Source organism: Nonomuraea sp. NPDC049378, assembly GCF_055586745.1.
The window spans coordinates 24,316-43,547 of record NZ_JBVJHP010000010.1 but is presented as its reverse complement, the minus strand read 5'-3'; the positions used below and the strand labels follow the sequence as shown (position 1 = coordinate 43,547).

Genomic DNA, 19,232 nt, shown 5'->3' with positions numbered 1-19,232 from the left:
TTGTACACCAGCCCGACCCCGTCCCTCGTCACCGCGGCGCAGCGCCGGCTCTGGTTCCTGGACGAACTGCGGCCTGGAGACGTGCAGGTGACGGCCTGCCGCGCGCTCCGCGTCCGCGGTGACCTAGAGCTCCAGCAGGTACGCAGAGCGGCGCAGGCGCTGCTCGCCCGGCACGACGTCCTGCGCACCCGGCTGACCGCGGGCGAATCCGGCCCCGTCGCCGTGACCGAGCCCGCCGTCGCGGCGGACGTCGCGATCGTCGAGCCGCCCCCCGACACGGGGCTGGAACAGCTCGTGGCCGCGCAGACCCTGGAGCCCTTCCAGCTCGACCGAGCGCCGCTCATGCGGGTGCGCCTGATCAAACTCGGCGCCCGTGACCACCTCCTCGTGCTGACGGCCTCGGCCATCGTCGCCGACGACCGTTCGGCCGAGCTGCTGATGGGCGAGTTGTGGACCTTGCTGTCGGGTGGCCGCCTGGACGAGCCCGCGCCGGTGGCCGTCGAGCCCGCACAGGGCGGAACGCCGCAGGAACGCACGCGGTTCTGGACCGAGCGGCTGGTCGGCCTGCCGACGCTGGAGCTGCCCTGCGCCCTGCCGCGCCCGTCACATCGGCGAGGCAGGGCGGCGGCCGCCGCCGTGCCCGTCGCACCGGACTCGCTGGATCGGCTGCGCGACTCCGCCGGCCCGGCCGCGGGTGCGGGTGTGGAGCTGGTGCTGGCGGCCTCGCTGCAGTTGCTGCTGCGCCGGCTGGGCGCGGCCGATGACCTCGCGCTCGGCGTGCGGTGCAGGTCCGAGAGCGCGGGGGAGGCGGTCGGCCCGCTCAGCGACCTGGTACCCGTACGGTGCGTCGCGGACGACGAGGTGAGCCTGCGCGGACTGCTCGGCCGGTACGCCGCCGAGTTCGCCGCCTGCATGCGCCATCGCCTGCCGTTCGAGGCCGTGATCGACCTGCTGCAGCCGGCCCGCGACCCAGGACGGCCGCCGCTGGTGCAGGCACAGGTGGTCACCGCGGAGCCGGGCGAGCAGAACTGGGCGGCCGGGGGACTCTCCGCGACCAGGATCGACGCCCCTCCCACGACGACCGAGGTGGATCTGGCCGCGCACCTGACCGCCGGGGGCAGGCTGCTGCTGGTCTACGACGTGGACCTGTTCGAGCCCGCCGAGGCGGACCGGCTGGCGGGCCAGTACGCGCTGCTGCTCGACCAGGTCGCCGCCGACCCGTCGCGCCCGCTGGCGGAGCTGGACCTGTTCGGCGAGCGGGGGCACGACGAGCTGGTCGTGCGCTGGAACGACACCGGCCGCGACTACCCCCTGGACCTGTGCCTGCACGAGCTGGTGGAACGGCAGGCCGACCGCTCGCCCGACGCGGTGGCCGTACGGCAGGGCGACAGGACCCTTCGGTACGCCGAGCTGGACCGGCGGGCCAACCAGCTCGCCCGGCACCTGCGCGAGCGGGGCGTCGGCAGGGAGACGCCGGTGGGCATCTTCCTGGGCCGGTCGCCGGAGACGTTCGTCGCGACGATGGCCGTGCTGAAGGCGGGCGGCTGCTACGTGCCGCTCGACGTGGGCTACCCCGACGAGCGGATCGAGTACACGATCGCCGACACCGCCATGCGCGTCATCCTGACCACGGCGGACCTGCGCCACCGGCTGCCCGCGTGCGAGGCCGTCTGCCTGGACCAGGACGCCGACCTGATCGCGCGGCAGGCCGGCGCCCGGCCGGAGCCGGTCGCCGGTCCGGACGACCTGGCGTACGTGATCTACACCTCGGGCTCGACGGGCCGGCCGAAGGGCACCATGATCGAGCACCGGGGGATCGTCAACTACCTGATGTGGGCCGCCGAGCGGTTCCCCATGACGGGCCGGCACGGCACCGTGATGCACTCGCCCTTCGGCTTCGACTTCACCGTGCCGTCGATGTTCCTGCCGCTGATCTCCGGCAGCGACGTGGTCCTGCTGCCGGAGGGCGACGGGCTGGACGAGCTGGGGGACGCGCTGGCCGCCGGGCTGGACTTCAGTTTCGTCCGGCTCACCCCCTCGCACCTGGCCGTGCTGAACCGGCAACTGGCCGACCGGGAGGCCGGGCCCTCGGTGCGCGCGCTGTTCGTGGGCGGCGAGGCTCTGCACGCCGGGCTGGTCAAGGAGTGGTGGAGGCTGGCTCCGGACACCATGGTGCTCAACCAGTACGGGGCCACGGAGACCTCGGTCGGCGGCTGCTCGTACGTGCTCGACGGCCCGCCCGACCGCAAGATCGTGCCGCTGGGCCGGCCGAACCCCAACATGCGCATGTACGTGGTGGACGAGCGGATGCGGCTCGTGCCGCCCGGCGCGGTCGGCGAGGTGGCCTTCGCCGGGCCCGGCCTGGCCCGCGGCTACTGGGGGCGTCCGGAGCTCACCGAGCAGCGGTTCGTGCCGAATCCGTTCGGTCCTGGCCGGTTGTATCGGACGGGTGATCTGGCGCGGTTGTCGCCGGGTGGGGAGTTGGAGTTCGTCGGTCGGGCGGATCATCAGGTGAAGATTCGCGGGCATCGGATCGAGCCGGGGGAGGTGGAGGCTCGGCTGGTGGCTCATGGGTCGGTGCATGCGGCGTTGGTGCTGGCGCGTGAGGACACGCCGGGGGACAAGCGGCTGGTGGCGTATGTGGTGGCGGAGCCGGGTGCGGAGGTGCCTGGTCGTGCGGAGTTGCGGGAGTTCTGCCGGGTGGCTCTGCCGGAGTACATGGTTCCTGCGGCGTTCGTGGCGTTGCCGGAGTTCCCGCTGGATCCGAACGGCAAGGTGCACCGCGCCGCCCTGCCCGCCCCCGAGACCTCGCTCGGCCTGGTCGAGCTGCGCGATGCCCCGCGCGACGAGGTCGAGTCCCTGATCGTCGAGATCTGGTCCGAGGTGCTCGGCGCCGGCGTCGCCAGCGTGCACGACAACTTCTTCGACCTCGGCGGCCACTCCCTGCTGGCCTCGAAGGTGGTCGGCCGGCTGCGCGAGCGGCTGGGGACGCGCCTCGCGCTGCGCTCGGTGTTCGAGGCTCCGACCGTGGCGGAGCTGGCCGAGGTGGTGCGTACGGCGAGGGCCGGCTCCGGCGAGCGTATCCCGGTCAGGCCCGACGGCTCCTCCGCGCCGCTCTCCCCCGCGCAGACGCGGCTGTGGTTCGCCGACAGGATGGCACCGGACTCGGCCGAGTACGTGGTGCCCATCGCCTTGGAGCTGCGCGGGCCGCTGGACGTGCCCGGTCTCGGCCGGGCGCTGGCGGCCGTGGTCGCGCGGCACGAGGCGCTGCGCACGCGCGTGGTGGAGCACGACGGCGTGCCGGTGCAGGTGGTGGATCCGCCGGGCGCCTTCGAGCTGCCCGTGGTGCCGGTGGGCGACGTGGAGGCGTTTCTGGCCGAGCACGCGCGGCGGCCGATCGACCTGGCCACCGGTCCGGTCTTCCGCGCCGTGCTGGGCCGGGTGGGCGAGGAGGAGCACGTGCTGCTGCTCGTCCTGCACCACATCGTCGCCGACGACTGGTCCATCTCCGTGCTGGCCGACGAGATCCACCAGCTCTACGCGGGCCGGCCCGTGGCGGAGTTGCCGGTGCAGTTCGGTGACGTGGCGGCCTGGCAGCGCGCCCTGGTGGAGGAGGGAGCGCTCGACCACGAGCTGGCCTACTGGCGTGAGCGGCTGGCCGGGATGCCGCACACCCTGGAACTGCCGGCCGACCGGCCCCGCCCGGCCAGCCGCGACATCCGCGGGCACCGCCGCGACTTCCGCATCCCCGCCGCCACCACCCGCAGCCTGCACGCCCTGGCGCGCGGTCACAACGCCAGCCTGTTCATGGTCCTCATGGCCGGCTTCCAGACCCTCATCCACCGCTACACCGGCCAGCACGACTTCGCCGTCGGCACCCCCGTGGCCGGACGCGACCACCCCGACCTCGACCACCTGATCGGCTTCTTCGTCAACACCCTCGTCCTGCGCGCCGACCACACCGGCGACCCCACCTTCGACCACCTCATCGACCGCGTCCGCGACGGCGCGCTGGCCGCCTACGAACACCAGCACCTGCCCTTCGACCGCATCGTCGAAGAACTCCACCCGCAACGCGACCTCACCCGCACCCCCCTCGTCCAGCACGTCTTCGCGCTCCAGACCGCGGCCACGGAGTCCTGGCAGCTTCCCGGGCTGCAGGCCCGCCGCCTGCCCCTGCACACGGGCACGAGCAAGTTCGACCTGTTCATGGCACTGGAGGAGCGGCCGGACGGTTCACTCGAAGGCACCGTCGAATACCCCACCGCGTTGTACGACGCGGCCACCGTCGACCGGCTCGCCCAGCACTTCGTGACGCTGCTCGGCCAGCTGGCCGCCGACCCGGGCGCCCCGGCGAGCCGGGCGCAGCTCATGGACCGGGCGGCGCGGCAGGAGCTCGAGGCCCTGGTCAACGACACCGCACAGGACCTCGGCGAGCTGACCGTGCCCGACCTGGTGGCCGACCAGGCGCGGCAGCGGCCCGACGCGGTCGCCGCCGAGTACGAAGGCGAGTGGATCGGCTACGCCGAACTGGACTGGAAGGCGAACCAGCTCGCGCACCACCTGCGCGAGTGCGGCGTCGGCCAGGAGACGCCCGTGGCGGTCTGCCTCGAAAGGGGCCTCGACGTGCCGGTCGTGCTCCTCGGCATCCTGCGCGCCGGCGGCTGCTACGTCCCGCTCGACGCCGACTATCCCGCCGAGCGCATCGCGCACATGCTGGCCGACACGCAGGCGCCCATCCTGCTGGCCGAGCGCCATCTCGCGCAGCGACTCCAGGCGCCCTCGGGCGTCCGCAGGCTGATCTGGGAGGACGTGCGCGAGATGTTGTGCGAGCAGCCCGCGCAGCCGCCCGACGTGCGCGTGCGGCCCGACAACCTCGCCTACATCATGTACACCTCCGGCTCGACGGGCCGGCCCAAGGGCGTGCAGGTCACCCACCGGGGCATCGTGCGCCTGGTGCACCGGGCGGACTACGTCGAGTTCGGGCCCGACCAGGTGTTCATGCTGCTCGCTCCGCTGTCGTTCGACGCCTCCACCTTCGAGTTGTGGGGAGCGCTGTGCAACGGCGCCACACTGGCGATCTACCCCGTGGGGCAGCCGACCGCGGACGGGCTCGAAGCGGCCATCCGGCGGCACCGCGTCACGGTGTTGTGGCTGACGGCCGGCCTGTTCCACCTGCTGGTGGAGACCCGGCTGGAGGCGCTGGCGGAGCTCAGGCACCTCGTCGCGGGCGGTGACGTGCTCTCGCCCGCGCACGTCAGAGCCGTGCTCGACGGCACCCGGGTCAAGGTCAGCAACGGCTACGGCCCGACCGAGTGCACCACGTTCAGCTGCGTGAAGAGCGGCATCACGCGCGCCGACACCGAGTCCGCCATCCCGATCGGCGGGCCGATCTCCAACACGCAGGTGTACGTGCTGGACGCCGCGCTGAACCGGCAGCCGGTGGGCGTCCCCGGCGAGCTGTACATCGGCGGGCCCGGCCTGGCCCGCGGTTACCGGGGCCGCCCCGGCCTGACCGCGGAACGGTTCGTGCCGAATCCGTTCGGTCCTGGCCGGTTGTATCGGACGGGTGATCTGGCGCGGTTGTCGCCGGGTGGGGAGTTGGAGTTCGTCGGTCGGGCGGATCATCAGGTGAAGATTCGCGGGCATCGGATCGAGCCGGGGGAGGTGGAGGCTCGGCTGGTGGCTCATGGGTCGGTGCATGCGGCGTTGGTGCTGGCGCGTGAGGACACGCCGGGGGACAAGCGGCTGGTGGCGTATGTGGTGGCGGAGCCGGGTGCGGAGGTGCCTGGTCGTGCGGAGTTGCGGGAGTTCTGCCGGGTGGCTCTGCCGGAGTACATGGTTCCTGCGGCGTTCGTGGCGTTGCCGGAGTTCCCGCTGGATCCGAACGGCAAGGTGCACCGCGCCGCCCTGCCCGCGCCGTCGTGGGAGGGCGATGCCGCCGAGTACGTCCCGCCGCGCACACCGGTCGAGACCGCGCTGGCCGAGATCTGGTCCGAGGTGCTCGGCGCCGGCGGGCTCGGCGTGCACGACGACTTCTTCGACCTCGGCGGCCACTCCCTGCTGGCCACCAAGGTGCTGTCCGTGCTGCGGCAGCGGATGGAGGCCGACCTTCCGGTTCGGGCGATCTTCGAGCATCCCACGATCGCCGAGCTGGCTCCGGTCGTGGAGCAGGCGGCCCGTACCGGTTCCTCGGCCATCCCCCGGCGGCCGGCCGGAACCCCGGCGCCGCTCACGTACAACCAGGCCGGGCTGTGGTTCACCGACCGGCTCGCCCCCGACACGGCCGAGTACGTGATCCCGATGGCGCTGCGCGTCGGCGGCCCGCTCCAGCACGAGGCGCTGCGCGTCGCCATCGAGGCCGTGACGCGCCGCCACGAGGCGCTGCGGACGCGGATCGTCGAGCAGGACGGCGTGCCGGTGCAGGTGGTGGATCCGCCGGGCGCCTTCGAGCTGCCCGTGGTGCCGGTGGGCGACGTGGAGGCGTTTCTGGCCGAGCACGCGCGGCGGCCGATCGACCTGGCCACCGGTCCGGTCTTCCGCGCCGTGCTGGGCCGGGTGGGCGAGGAGGAACACGTGCTGCTGCTCGTCCTGCACCACATCCTGGCCGACGGCCGCTCGGTCGGCATCCTGGCCGAGGAGATCGCGGCCGGCTACCTGGCCACCGGCCACGAGGACGTGGCGGAGTCGCCGGTGCAGTTCGGTGACGTGGCGGCCTGGCAGCGCACCCAGGTGGAGCAGGGCGCGCTCGACCACGAGCTGGCCTACTGGCGTGAGCGGCTGGCCGGGATGCCGCACACCCTGGAACTGCCGGCCGACCGGCCCCGCCCGGCCAGCCGCGACATCCGCGGGCACCGCCGCGACTTCCGCATCCCCGCCGCCACCACCCGCAGCCTGCACGCCCTGGCCCGCGGTCACAACGCCAGCCTGTTCATGGTCCTCATGGCCGGCTTCCAGACCCTCATCCACCGCTACACCGGCCAGCACGACTTCGCCGTCGGCACCCCCGTGGCCGGACGCGACCACCCCGACCTCGACCACCTGATCGGCTTCTTCGTCAACACCCTCGTCCTGCGCGCCGACCACACCGGCGACCCCACCTTCGACCACCTCATCGACCGCGTCCGCGACAGCGCGCTGGCCGCCTACGAACACCAGCACCTGCCCTTCGACCGCATCGTCGAAGAACTCCACCCGCAACGCGACCTCACCCGCACCCCCCTCGTCCAGCACGTCTTCGCGCTCCAGACCGCGGACACGGAGTCCTGGCACCTGCGCGGGCTGTCGGTCGCGCGTATCCCGGCGCACACCAGCACCAGCAAGTACGACCTGTTCATGGCGGTACGCGAAACCCCCGACGGCTCGCTCGAAGGCACCGTCGAATACCCCACGGCGCTCTTCGACGCGGCCACCATCGACCGGCTCGCCCGCCACTACGTCACCCTCCTCACCGAGGCGGCGGCGCGGCCCGGCCTGCCCGTCGGGCTCATCCCCCTGCTGACCTCGGGGGAGCGGGGCGAGCTCGTGCACGCGCTGAACGACACCAAGGTCCACTACCCGGCGGGCGAGTGCATGCACGAGCTGATCGAGCGCCAGGCGGCCAGGACCCCCGGCGCGATCGCCGTCGAGTACGCCGACGACCGCCTGTCCTACGCCGAGCTGGAGTCACGGGCCAACAGGCTCGCCCATCACCTCCGTTCCCTGGGCGTCGGCCCGGACACGGCGGTCGGCCTGCGGCTGGACCGCTCGGTGGGGCTGATCGTGGGCCTGCTCGCGATACTCAAGGCCGGCGGCTGCTACGTGCCGATCGAGACCGACGCCCCCGAGCCCAGGATGATGGGCATCCTGGCCGACGCCGCCGCCCCCGTCTGCCTGGTGGACGCGGGCCGCGCGCCGGCGGACCCAGGACCGGTCACGTTCGTCGCCGTGCACGACGCGCCCGCGGACGCTCCGGCCACGCCGCCCGAGGTGGAGCTCAGCCCGGACAACCTCGTCTCGATCTACTACACCTCCGGTTCGACGGGCCGCCCCAAGGGCGTGGCCAGCACGCACGGCGGCTGGGTCAACCGGATGCGCTGGATGCAGGACACCTACCGCCTGCGTCCGGGCGAGGCCGTGCTGCAGAAGACCACCCTGGTCTTCGACGACGCCGCAGTGGAGTGCCTGTGGCCGCTGCTGGTGGGCGGCAGGGTGGCGCTCATCCCGCCGGGCCTGCACCGCGACCCGGCGGAGATCGCCGAGTACGCCGCCAGGCACCGGGTGAGCGTGCTGCAGTTCGTCCCCAGCATGCTCACGCTGTTCCTGGAGGCCCTGGACGGCGAGCGGCTGTCCCGGCTGGACGCGCTCAGGCACGTCATCTCCAGCGGCGAGGCGCTGAAGCCCGAGCTGCTGCGGTTGTTCCTCGACCGCTTCGGCGACGACGGCCCGACGCTGAACAACCAGTGGGGCGCCACGGAGGTCTCCATCGACTCCACCGCCCACCGTTGCCTGCCGGCCGACGTCCGCGCCCACACCTCCGTCAGCGTCGGCACGCCGATCGCCAACAACCAGGTGTACGTGCTGGACCCCGAGCTGAACCCGGCCCCGATCGGGGTGCCAGGCGACCTCTACATCGGCGGCGACGCGCTGGCCCGCGGCTACCTCAATGACGCCGCCAAGACCGCCGGCGCCTTCGGGCCCGACCCGTTCCGGCCCGGACAGCGGCTCTACCGCACCGGGGACCGCGGGCTGCTGCGCCCGAACGGCGAGATCGTCTTCCTCGGACGGCAGGACGACCAGGTCAAGATCCGCGGGATCAGGGTCGAGCCGGGCGAGGTCGAGCAGGCCATGCTCGAACTGCCCGGGGTACGCGAGGCCGCGGTGACCGTCTGGGAGCCGAGCCCGGGGGACAAGCGGCTGGCCGGATACGCGGTGCCGAAGCCGGGCAGCGACCTGACGCCCGCCCTGCTCAGGGAGCGGCTGAAGGAACGGCTGCCGAGTTACCTGGTGCCCGCCGCGCTGTCGCTGCTGCCGGAGATGCCCACCACGACGAGCGGCAAGATCGATCGCAAGGCGTTGCCGGCTCCGGAGGAGGGCGAAAGCGCCGCGAGCGCCTACCGCGCGCCCGACGGCCCGGTCGCCGAGCTGGTCGCGGGCATCTGGGCCGACCTGCTCGGCCTGCCGAGGGTCGGCGCCGACGACAACTTCTTCGATCTCGGCGGCCACTCGCTCCTGGCGACCAGGGCCATCTCCCGCATGCGGGCAGAGCTGGACGCGGATCTGCCGCTCAGCCTGCTGTTCGAGGCGGCCACCCTGGCCGATGCCGCCGACGCGGTCGAGCGGGTGCTGCTGGCCGAGCTCGACGACCTGAGCGATGACGACCTGGCCCACCTGATGGAGACGGAGGAGAGATGAGCATCAGGCCCAAGGACCTCCCGGCCTCGGCCCGGCGCAAGCTGCTGGCCGACCGGGTGCGCGCCGCCCAGGCAGCCCCGTCATCGGTCATCCCGCGCCACGACGGCCCGGAACCCGCGCCCACGTCGTTCGCCCAGGAGCGGCTCTGGCTGATCGACCAGCTCCAGGGCCAGGACCACACGTACAACGTCTACCACGCCTTCCGCGTCGCCGGCCCGCTCGACCGGGCCGCGCTGCGGCGGGCCCTCGACGGGCTGCTGGAACGGCACGAGGCGCTGCGCACGACGTTCGCCCCGGGCGAGCCCGCCGCGGTGCAGGTGGTCGGCTCCGGCACGACCATGCCGCTGACCGAGCGCGACCTGAGCGGCCTGTCGCCGGATGAGCTGGAGCGGCGCGTGCTGGCGGAATGCCGGACCCCGTTCGACCTCACCAGCGGCCCGCTGTGCCGGGCGGCGCTCTTCCGGCGCGGCGCCGAGGAGCACGTCCTGGTGCTGGTCCTGCACCACATCGTGACCGACGGCTGGTCCACCGAGATCCTGGCCGAGGACCTGGCCGCCGGGTACGCCGGCCGTTCCCGCCCCGAGCCGGGGACCCGCTACCGGGACTTCTCCGTCTGGCAGCGCGAGCGGCTGAGCGGCGACCGGCTGCGCGCCGAGCTGAACCACTGGCGTTCGGCCCTCGCCGGCCAGCCGCACGTGCTGGAGCTGCCCACCGACCGCCCCAGAGCGGCGACCTTCCGCCACGACGGCGCCGAGACCCGGGTCACGGTGCCGCCCGACCTGACCGCCAGGCTGCGCGAGCTGGCCGACCGGTGCGGCGCCAGCCTCTACATGCTGCTGCTCACCGCGGTCAGGACACTCCTTCGGGCGCACAGCGGACAGGACAGGTTCATCCTGGCCACCTCCATCGCCGGTCGGGACCGGCCCGAGCTGGAGGAGGTCGTCGGCTGCTTCGTCAACACCCTGGCGCTGGGCGGCGACCTGTCCGGCGACCCGTCCTTCGCCGGCGCGCTCTCCCGCGAGCGGGCCACCGTCCTTGACGCGTTCGCCCATCAGGACCTGCCCTTCGAACGGCTCGTACGCGAGCTGGTCACCGAGCGCGACACCGCCCGCAACCCGCTGGCTCAGGTGTTCGTCCAGCTCGGCCGGGGCACCGGTGAGGGCTGGCGGCTGCCCGGGCTGCGGGTGGAGGAGCTGGCCGTGGCCAACGACGTGGCCAAGTTCGACCTGTCGTTCTTCTTCCGCGACCGGGGCGACGACCTCGTCCTGACCCTCGAATACGCCACCGCCCTGTTCGACGCGGCCACCGCGGACCGGCTGGCGAGCCGGGCCGTACGGCTGCTGGAGTCCGCGGCCGACGCGCCCGACCTGCCGCTGAGCTCGTTGCGGCTGCTGCCCGACGACGAGCTGCGCGAGCTGGAGGGCTGGAACGACACCGTACGCGCGTACCAGCGCGTGCCGCTGCCCGAGATGGTGTCGCGCCAGGCGGCCGGGCACGGCGACAGGCAGGCCGTCCAGTACGGTGACGCCAGGCTCACCTACGCCGAGCTGGAACAGGCCGCCAACCGGCTGGCCCACCACCTCCGGCGCGCCGGCGTGGGCCGCGGCGACCTGGTGGCGGTCTTCCTGGAACGCGGGCTCGACCTGCCCGTCACCCTGCTCGCGGTGCAGCGGGCGGGAGCCGCGTACGTGCCGCTCAACCCGGGCGAGCCCGCCGACCGCGTCGCGCTCATCCTGCAGGACGCCGCGCCCGCGATGATCCTCACCCAGCGCGAGCTGCTGCCGCAGTTGCCCGGTGGCGCCGCCGAGATCCATGTGGCGGCCGAGCACGCCGCCGCGATCGCGTCCATGCCGGACACGCCGCCCGAGCTGGACAGGCACCCGCACGACCTCGCGTACGTCATCTTCACCAGCGGCTCCACCGGCCGGCCCAAGGGCGTCGCCGTACCGCACGGGGCGCTGAGCAACTTCCTGGCCACGATGGCCGAGCGGCCCGGGATCACCGGGGACGACGTGCTGCTGGCGGTGACCACGCCGTCGTTCGACATCGCCGCGCTGGAGCTGTTCCTGCCGCTCGTCACCGGCGGGAAGGTGGTGATCGCCGACCGCTACACCGCGCTCGACGGCGACCGGCTGCGCGCGCTGATCACCTCCAGCGGGGCGACGATCATGCAGGCGACGCCGGCCACGTGGCGGCTGCTCGGCGACTGCCCCGAACTGGAGGGGCTGACGGTGCTGGTCGGCGGCGAGGCGCTGACCCCCGACGTGGCCGGCCCGCTCACCGCCGCCGCGCGCGGCGTGTGGAACATGTACGGCCCCACGGAGACCACCATCTGGTCCACCGTGCGCCCGATCGCGGGGCGGGACCTGACCCGCGGCGCCGCGGCCCTGCCGATCGGCACCCCCATCGCCAACACCCGCTGCCTGGTGCTGGACGCCGACCTGCGGCAGGTGCCCACCGGCGTACCGGGCGAGCTGTACATCGCGGGGGACGGCGTGGCCCGCGGCTACCACGGCCGGCCCGGCCTGTCCGCCGACCGGTTCGTCCCCGACCCCTACGGCCCGCCAGGGACCCGGCTCTACCGCACCGGCGACCTGGTCCGCCGGCTGCCGGACGGCGACCTGGAGTTCCTGGGCAGGAACGACCATCAGGTGAAGGTACGCGGCTTCCGCATCGAGACCAGCGAGATCGACGCCAGGCTGGCCGAGCACCCGGACGTGGCGCAGGCCGTCGTCGTCGCGCACGAGTTCGCCCCGGGTGACCGCCGCCTGGTCGCCTACCTCACCGCCGCGGGCCGCGAGCCGGACCCCGCGGACCTGCGCGCCCACCTGGCACGCAAGCTGCCCGACTACATGGTCCCGACCGTCTACATGACGCTGCCCGACTTCCCGCTCACCCCGAACCGCAAGGTGGACCGCAAGGCGCTGCCCTCGCCGGCCGTCTCCGCCGCGCCGGAGGCCGACCAGGCGCCGCGCAGCGGGCTGGAGAAGCTCGTCGCCGAGGTGTGGTCGGACGTGCTCGGGGTGGCGGTGCCCGGCGTGCACGCCGACTTCTTCACCCTGGGCGGCCACAGCCTCCTCGCCGTCCAGGCGATGAACCGGGTCAACGCCGAGCTGGGCACCGCCGTGGAGGTGCGGGCGCTGTTCGACGCCCCGACCGTGGCAGGGCTCGCGGCCCGCCTCGCCACCGAGGACGGCCTGGCCGGCGACCACATCGCCGTCGTGCCACGCGACCGGCCGCCGCGGGCGTCGTTCGGGCAGGAGCGCATGTGGTTCCTGGACCAGATGTTCCCCGGCGTGCCCGACTACCACCTGCCGGTGGAGTTGTCGCTGCGCGGTCCGCTGGAGGTCGAGGCGCTGCGCGCGGCGCTGACCGCCGTGATCGGCCGGCACGAGTCCCTGCGTACCCGGCTGCGCCTGTCGGAGCAGGGCGTGCTGGTCCAGGAGATCGCCCCGCCGGGCGAGGTCGCCCTGCCCGTCGACGACGTGACCGCCGCCGCCGACCCCGCCGCCGCGGCCGAGGAGATCGTCGCCGCCGCGGCCGCGGCGCCGTTCGACCTCGGCCAGGACCCGCTCCTGCGGGCCAGGCTGGTCCGGCTGGCCGCCGACGACCACCTGCTCCTGATCACCATGCATCACGCGGGCGCCGACGGCGCCTCCATCGACCTGCTCAGGCAGGAGCTGGCCGGCCGCTACGCCGAGGCCGCGCACGGCGCGCCCGCCGACCTGCCGGAGCTGAAGGTCCAGTACGCGGACGTGGCCGCCTGGCAGCGCGACCACTTCACCGGCGAGGACGAGCACCTGGCCTTCTGGCGCGCCGAGCTGGCGGGGCTGCCACCGCTGGAGCTGCCCGTGGACCGGGAGCGGCCCGCGGTGCGGCGGCCCGCGGGCGCCTGTCACGCCTTCACCCTTCCCGAGGCGCTGGCGACCCAGGTCGACTCCTTCGCCAGGGCGAACGCGACCACACCGTTCGTGGTGCTGCTGGCGGCCTTCCAGGCGGCGCTGGCCCGGCTGTCCGGTCAGGGCGACCTGGCCGTCACCACGCCCGTGTCCAACCGTGACAACGTCGAGATCCAGCACCTCGTCGGCATGTTCGTGAACACCCTGGTGATCCGCGCCGACCTGTCGCGCGACCCCACGTTCGCCGAGGTCGTACGGCAGGCCAAGCGGCGGGTGACGGCCGCGCTGGCACACCGGGCACTGCCGTTCGAGCGGGTCGTGAGCGAGCTGGTCACCGACCGCGATCCGGCCAGGCCGCCCCTGTCGCCCGTGCACTTCACCCTCGACACCGCTCCGGCCCAGGAATGGACGCTGCCCGGTCTGGACGTACGCCGCCTGCCCGAACGCATCCTGACCGCCCGGTACGAGCTGGCGATGGGGCTGACCCGCACCGCCGACGGGCTGGCCGGCGTCATCGAGTACTCCCCGATCCTGCTGGACGAGGACACCGTGGCGAGCTTCGCCAACGGCTTCCGCGAACTGCTCGCGACGGCGCTGAGCAGCCCGTACGCCCCGCTCGGCGGCATCGCGCGGGATGGCGGCGACGACTCGGCCACCGCGGCGCCGGGCGAGCCCGCGCGGCCGTCCCGCCCGCCCGAGGGACCCGCGGAGGAGATCATCGCCGACGTGTGGCACGAGCTGCTCGGCCGGCCCGTGCGCGACGCCTTCGACGACTTCTTCCAGCTCGGCGGCCACAGCCTGCTCGTCGCCCGGCTCCGCATGCGGCTGCAGGACAACTTCGGCGTCGACCTCCCCATGCACGGCTTCTTCGCCGCCACCTCGATCGCCGAGCAGGCCGCCGAGGTGCAACGCGCCATCGAGGACGAACTGGCCGGGCTGTCCGACCACGAACTGCTCGCCTCGCTCGAACGAGAGGTCTCGTCATGACCGTCACCACCACGCCGCCGAACGGCCCCAGCTCCGCGGACCTCAGAAGTGCCCTGCTGGCGCGGCGCCTGCGCGGCGGCAGAAGCCGTACGACCACCATCCCGCCCTGCCCGGACGACGTCCCGATCCCGCTCTCGTACGGCCAGCGGCGCCTGTGGTTCCTCGACCGCCTGCAGCCCGGCGGTGTCGAGTACACCGTGCCGCTCATGCTGCGCCTGGAGGGCCCTCTCGACCACGACGTGCTGCGCCGTGCCCTGGAGGAGTTCGTCGCCAGGCACGAGACACTGCGCACCCGCTACGCCGGCGGCCAGGAGGGCCCGCACCAGATCGTCGATCCGCCGGGCCCGGTGCCCCTGCCGCTGACGGACGCGGCCGGGCGGCTCGACCAGCTGGTGGCCGAGCACCTGTCCGAGCCGTTCGACCTGGAACGCGGGCCGGTGCTGCGCGCCCTGCTGCTGCGCCTGGCACCCGAGGAGCACGTGCTCGTGCTGGCCGTGCACCACATCGCCTGCGACGGCTGGTCGCTGAGCATCCTGCGCAGGGAGCTGGCGGAGATCTATCCCGCGCTGCTGGCCGGCCAGGACAGCCCGCTGCCCCCGCCCAGGATCCGCTACGCGGACTTCGCGCACTGGCAGCGCGGGCGGCCGGCGGGCGCGGCCCTGGACGGGCAGGCCGGCTACTGGCGCACCCGGCTGGCCGGGCTGGAGCCGATGGAGCTGCCCACCGACCGGCCGCGGCCGGCCCGGCGCGACACGAGCGGTGACGCGGTCGCCTTCACCGTGCCCGCCCCCGTCGCCCAGGCCGTGCTGGCGATGGGCAGGCAGCAGGGCGCGACGCCGTTCACGACGTTGCTCACCGCTGTCCTGGCCGTGCTCGCCGTGCACTGCGGGCAACGCGACCTCGCCGTCGGCACCCCCGTGGCCGGCCGCGACCGCAGCGAGACCGAGGACGTGGTCGGGTTCTTCGTCAACACCCTGGTGCTGCGGGCGGACCTGTCCGGCGACCCGGCCTTCGCCGACCTGCTGGAGCGGGTGCGGCAGGGTGTGCTGGCCGACTTCGCGCATCAGGACCTGCCCTTCGAGCAGCTCGTGGACGAGCTGGGCGTGACGCGCGACCTGTCGCGGACCCCGTTCACCAATGTCATGTTCGTCACCGGCGAGGCCGGCCCGGATCGCACGCCCATGGGGCGGCTGTCGGTCTCCGAGCTGACGCCGCCGTCGGTCAGCGCCAAGTTCGACCTGACGATCGGGATGGAGCAGGCCGAGGACGGCTCCGTCAGCGGCCTGATCGAGTACGCGACCGCGCTGTTCGACCGGGGCCGCGTCGAGCGGCTCGGCAGCCACATCGCGCAGCTCCTGTCGCAGGTCGCGGCCCGGCCGCGGGCCCGGCTCAGCGAGCTGGAGCTGCTCGCCGGCGAGGAGCGCTCGCTGCTGCTGCGGGAGTGGAACGCCACGGCGGCCCCGTACCCGGTGGCGTGCCTGCACGAGCTGATCTCGGCGCAGGCGGCCCGCACGCCGCAGGCCGTGGCCGTGCGGTGCGGCGCGGACGAGCTCACCTACCGCGAGCTGGACCAGCGCGCCAACGCCCTGGCCCACCGGCTGCGCGAGGCGGGCGTGGGCCTGGAGACGCCGGTCGGCGTGTTGTGCGACCGTTCGCCGCTGCTGCTGCCCGCGCTGCTGGCGGTGCTCAAGACGGGCGGCCACTATGTCCCGCTCGACCCCGCCTACCCGGAGGAGAGGCTGGGCTGGGTCCTGGCGGAGGCCGGGGCCCCGGTCCTGCTCACCACCTCCGGCTACGGCGGCCGGCTGCCTGGCTACGAGGGGCGGGAGCTCTTCCTGGACGAGCGGCCCGACGAGAGCGCCGAGCTGCCGCCCGAGTCGCCGGTGCACCCCGACAACCTGGCCTACATCATCTACACCTCCGGATCCACCGGCAGGCCCAAGGGCGTGATGATCAGCCATCGCGGCGTGGTGCACTATTTGAGCTGGTGCCGGCAGGCGTACGAGGCCGACCGGGGCGACGGCGCTCCCGTGCACTCCTCGCTCTCCTTCGACCTCACCGTGACGGGCCTGTTCCTGCCGCTGATGTGCGGCACGACGGTCACCCTGATCCCGGAGGACGAGCATCCGATCGCCGGGCTGGCCGACGCCCTGTCCAGCGGGCGCCGCTTCAGCTTCGTCAAGCTCACCCCCGCCCACCTGGAGCCGCTGCAGCGCTGCCTCCAGGACGATCCGGACGCCGCCGCGGCGGCGAGCTACCTCGTGGTGGGCGGCGAGCAGCTCACCGCCGAGGCGCTGGCCTTCTGGCGTTCGAACGCCCCCGGCGTCGTGGTCTCCAACGAGTACGGCCACACCGAGACCTCCGTGGCCAACGTCATCAACCTGCTGCCCGCCGCCGAGGCCACCAGCACCCCCGTGTCCGTCGGGCGACCCATCTGGAACACCGAGATCTACATCGTGGACGAGGACCTGCGGCCCGTACCGATCGGCGTGACCGGCGAGCTGCTGGCCGGCGGTGTCGGCGTGGCACGCGGCTTCGTGGGCCGCCCGGGGTTGACCGCTGACCGGTACGTGCCCAACCCCTTCGGCCCCGGGCGGCTCTACCGCAGCGGCGACCTGGTCAGGTACCTGGCCGACGGCACCCTGGAGTTCGTGGGCCGCCGTGACCACCAGGTGAAGGTCCGGGGATACCGCATCGAGCTGGGCGAGATCGAGGCCGCGATGCTGAGCCATCCGGCGGTGGCCGAGGCGGTGGTGGTGCCCTGCCGGGACGGGCTGGCCGGATACGCGGCGGCCGGCCCCGAGGCGCGGGTGGACGAGCGGGCGCTGCGCGAGCACCTGGGCGCCCGGCTGCCGGAGTACATGGTGCCCGCCTACCTGAGCGTGCTCGACGAGCTGCCGCTCACCGCCAACGGCAAGATCGACCGGGCCGCCCTGCCCGCGCCCGAGGCGAAGCCGGCCGCGGCGACGGCGGGCGCCCGCCCCCGCGACGCGCTGGAGCTGGCGGTCCTGCGCGCGTGGGAGGAGTCGCTGGGGCAGCTCGGCATCGGCGTCACCGACGACTTCTTCCAGCTCGGCGGCCACTCGCTGCTCGCCGTGAGCCTGGTCGACCGGCTGAGCTCCGAGCTCGGCCTCGACGTCGGCCTGGCGTCGCTGTTCCGCCACCCGACCGTGCGCGGCCTGTGCGAGGCGCTGCAGGCGCCGCCCGCCGCGGACTGCCTCATCCGGATGCGGGCGGGGGAGCCGGATCGTGTGCCGCTGTTCCTGGTGCCGCCCACCGCGGGCACACCCTTCCCCTACCTGCCGCTGGTCGAGGAGCTGGATCCGCGCCTGCCCGTGTACGGCCTGCAGGCCCCCGGTTACGAAGGCGGCGAGCAGCCCCTGGACACGGTGGAGGCCATCGCCGCCCGCTACGTGCGGGAGCTGCCTGACGGGCCCGTGGCGCTGGCCGGGTGGTCCTTCGGCGGATCGGTGGCCTTCGAGATGGCGCGCCTGCTGGAGGAGGCGGGCCGGCAGGTCGCGGGGTTGTGGGTCATCGACTCCTCGGTGCTCGGCGTGGACCGGTTGGAGCAGGCGCCGGAGGTCGAGACCGGTGACGCGCTGTCCCTGTTCGGCAGGACCATGCTGGACGTCGAGCCCGCCGCGCTGGCCGGGCTGTCGCCCGAGGAGGCGATGAGCGAGCTGCTGTCCCAGGCCAGGACCCGCGAGCTGGTGCCGGACGCGGCCAGGAGCGAGGTCGTCGCCCGCATGGCCGCCGTCTACCTGGCCAACAGCCGCGCCGCCGCCCGCTACCGGTGCGGGGCCGTGCTCGACACCGGCCTGCACCTGATCCGTACGACGGAGCGCCACTCCGAGCACGGCAGGCCGGAGGTGCACGCGGAGAGCTGGGAGAGCAGGACGCGCGGCGGCTTCCAGGCCACCGAGATCGCCGCCAACCACTGGAACGTCGTCGAACCGCCGCACGCCGCGACGCTCGCCCGGATCATCGCCGCCTCGTTGCTCGGAAAGGAACACCGATGAGAGTCGACCAAGGGCCCCGGCTCCTGGAGGACCTGCTCCCCCTGCCGGACACCGCAGGCAGCCGGGTGAACGCCCACCACGGCGAGATACTCCAGGGCGTCTTCCACGACGGGGAGCGGCTGCGGCGCGGCCTGGTCACGCTGCCCTGCCCGCTCTACAGCACCCATGCCACGTTCATGCCGACCGGCGACGACGGCGTGACGGTCCGGCCCGGCTGGCGGACCAAGGCCACCCGGGCCGCCGAGCTGACCCTGTCCGCGCTCGGCTGGCCGGTGCCCGGCGGGCTGCTCAGCCTGACCAGCGACATCCCGCTGTCGCGCGGGTTCGGATCGTCCACCGCCGACGTCACCGCCGCCATCCAGGCGGTCGTCGTGGCCACCGGCCGCGCGCTGCCGCCCGCCGCCGTGGCCAAGATCGCTGTCAGCGCGGAGCGGGCGTCGGACTCGCTCGTGTACGGCAGGCGCGCGGTGCTCTTCGCCCACCGGGAGGGCGTGGTCATCGAGGACCTCGGACAGGACCTGATGCCGCTGGAGGTGCTCGGCTTCGGCACCAGCTCCCATGGGCAGGGCGTGAACACCCTGGACATGCCGCCGGCGCGCTACTCCTCATGGGAGATCGAGGCGTTCCGGCCCATGCTCGGGATGTTGCGGCGCGCCGTGCGGACCCGGGACGCCTACCTGCTCGGCAGGGTCGCCACCGCCAGCGCCCTGCTCAACCAGCGGCACCTGCGGGTGCCCCAGCTCGACGACATCATCCGCGTGGCCCGCGAGTGCGGCGCGGCCGGCGTCGAGGTCGCCCACAGCGGCGACATCGCGGGGCTGCTGTTCCCGGCATCCGGCCCGGCGACCGCCGACCGGGTGGAGCGGGCCGGCGAGCGGCTGCGCTGCCTAGGCATCACCGAAACCTGGAGATTCAGCACGAAGGGATGATCAAC

4 protein-coding genes are annotated in these 19,232 nt (G+C 73.6%); all 4 read left to right on the top strand.

Features of this window, described 5'->3' with window-relative positions:
- Genes ACZ6SA_RS22275 through ACZ6SA_RS22260 form a run of 4 tightly spaced genes read left to right on the top strand, consistent with a single transcriptional unit; the run spans position 1 to position 19,227 of the window.
- Positions 1–9,393 (top strand): non-ribosomal peptide synthetase, encoded by a 9,393-nt coding sequence (locus tag ACZ6SA_RS22275; RefSeq protein ID WP_465830042.1) that lies wholly within the window; start codon positions 1–3, stop codon positions 9,391–9,393.
- A complete protein-coding gene (locus tag ACZ6SA_RS22270; protein WP_465830040.1) occupies positions 9,390–14,279 on the top strand; it encodes an amino acid adenylation domain-containing protein in 4,890 nt (1,629 codons plus the stop codon). Before ACZ6SA_RS22275 ends, ACZ6SA_RS22270 begins: the two co-directional genes overlap by 4 nt.
- Entirely contained in the window at positions 14,276–18,298 is a 4,023-nt protein-coding gene (locus tag ACZ6SA_RS22265) for a non-ribosomal peptide synthetase (RefSeq protein WP_465830037.1), read from the top strand. Before ACZ6SA_RS22270 ends, ACZ6SA_RS22265 begins: the two co-directional genes overlap by 4 nt.
- On the top strand, positions 18,295–19,227 hold the full coding sequence (locus ACZ6SA_RS22260; RefSeq protein WP_465830035.1) for a GHMP family kinase ATP-binding protein: 933 nt from the start codon (positions 18,295–18,297) through the stop codon (positions 19,225–19,227). Before ACZ6SA_RS22265 ends, ACZ6SA_RS22260 begins: the two co-directional genes overlap by 4 nt.
- The last annotated feature ends 5 nt before the right edge of the window (positions 19,228–19,232 follow it).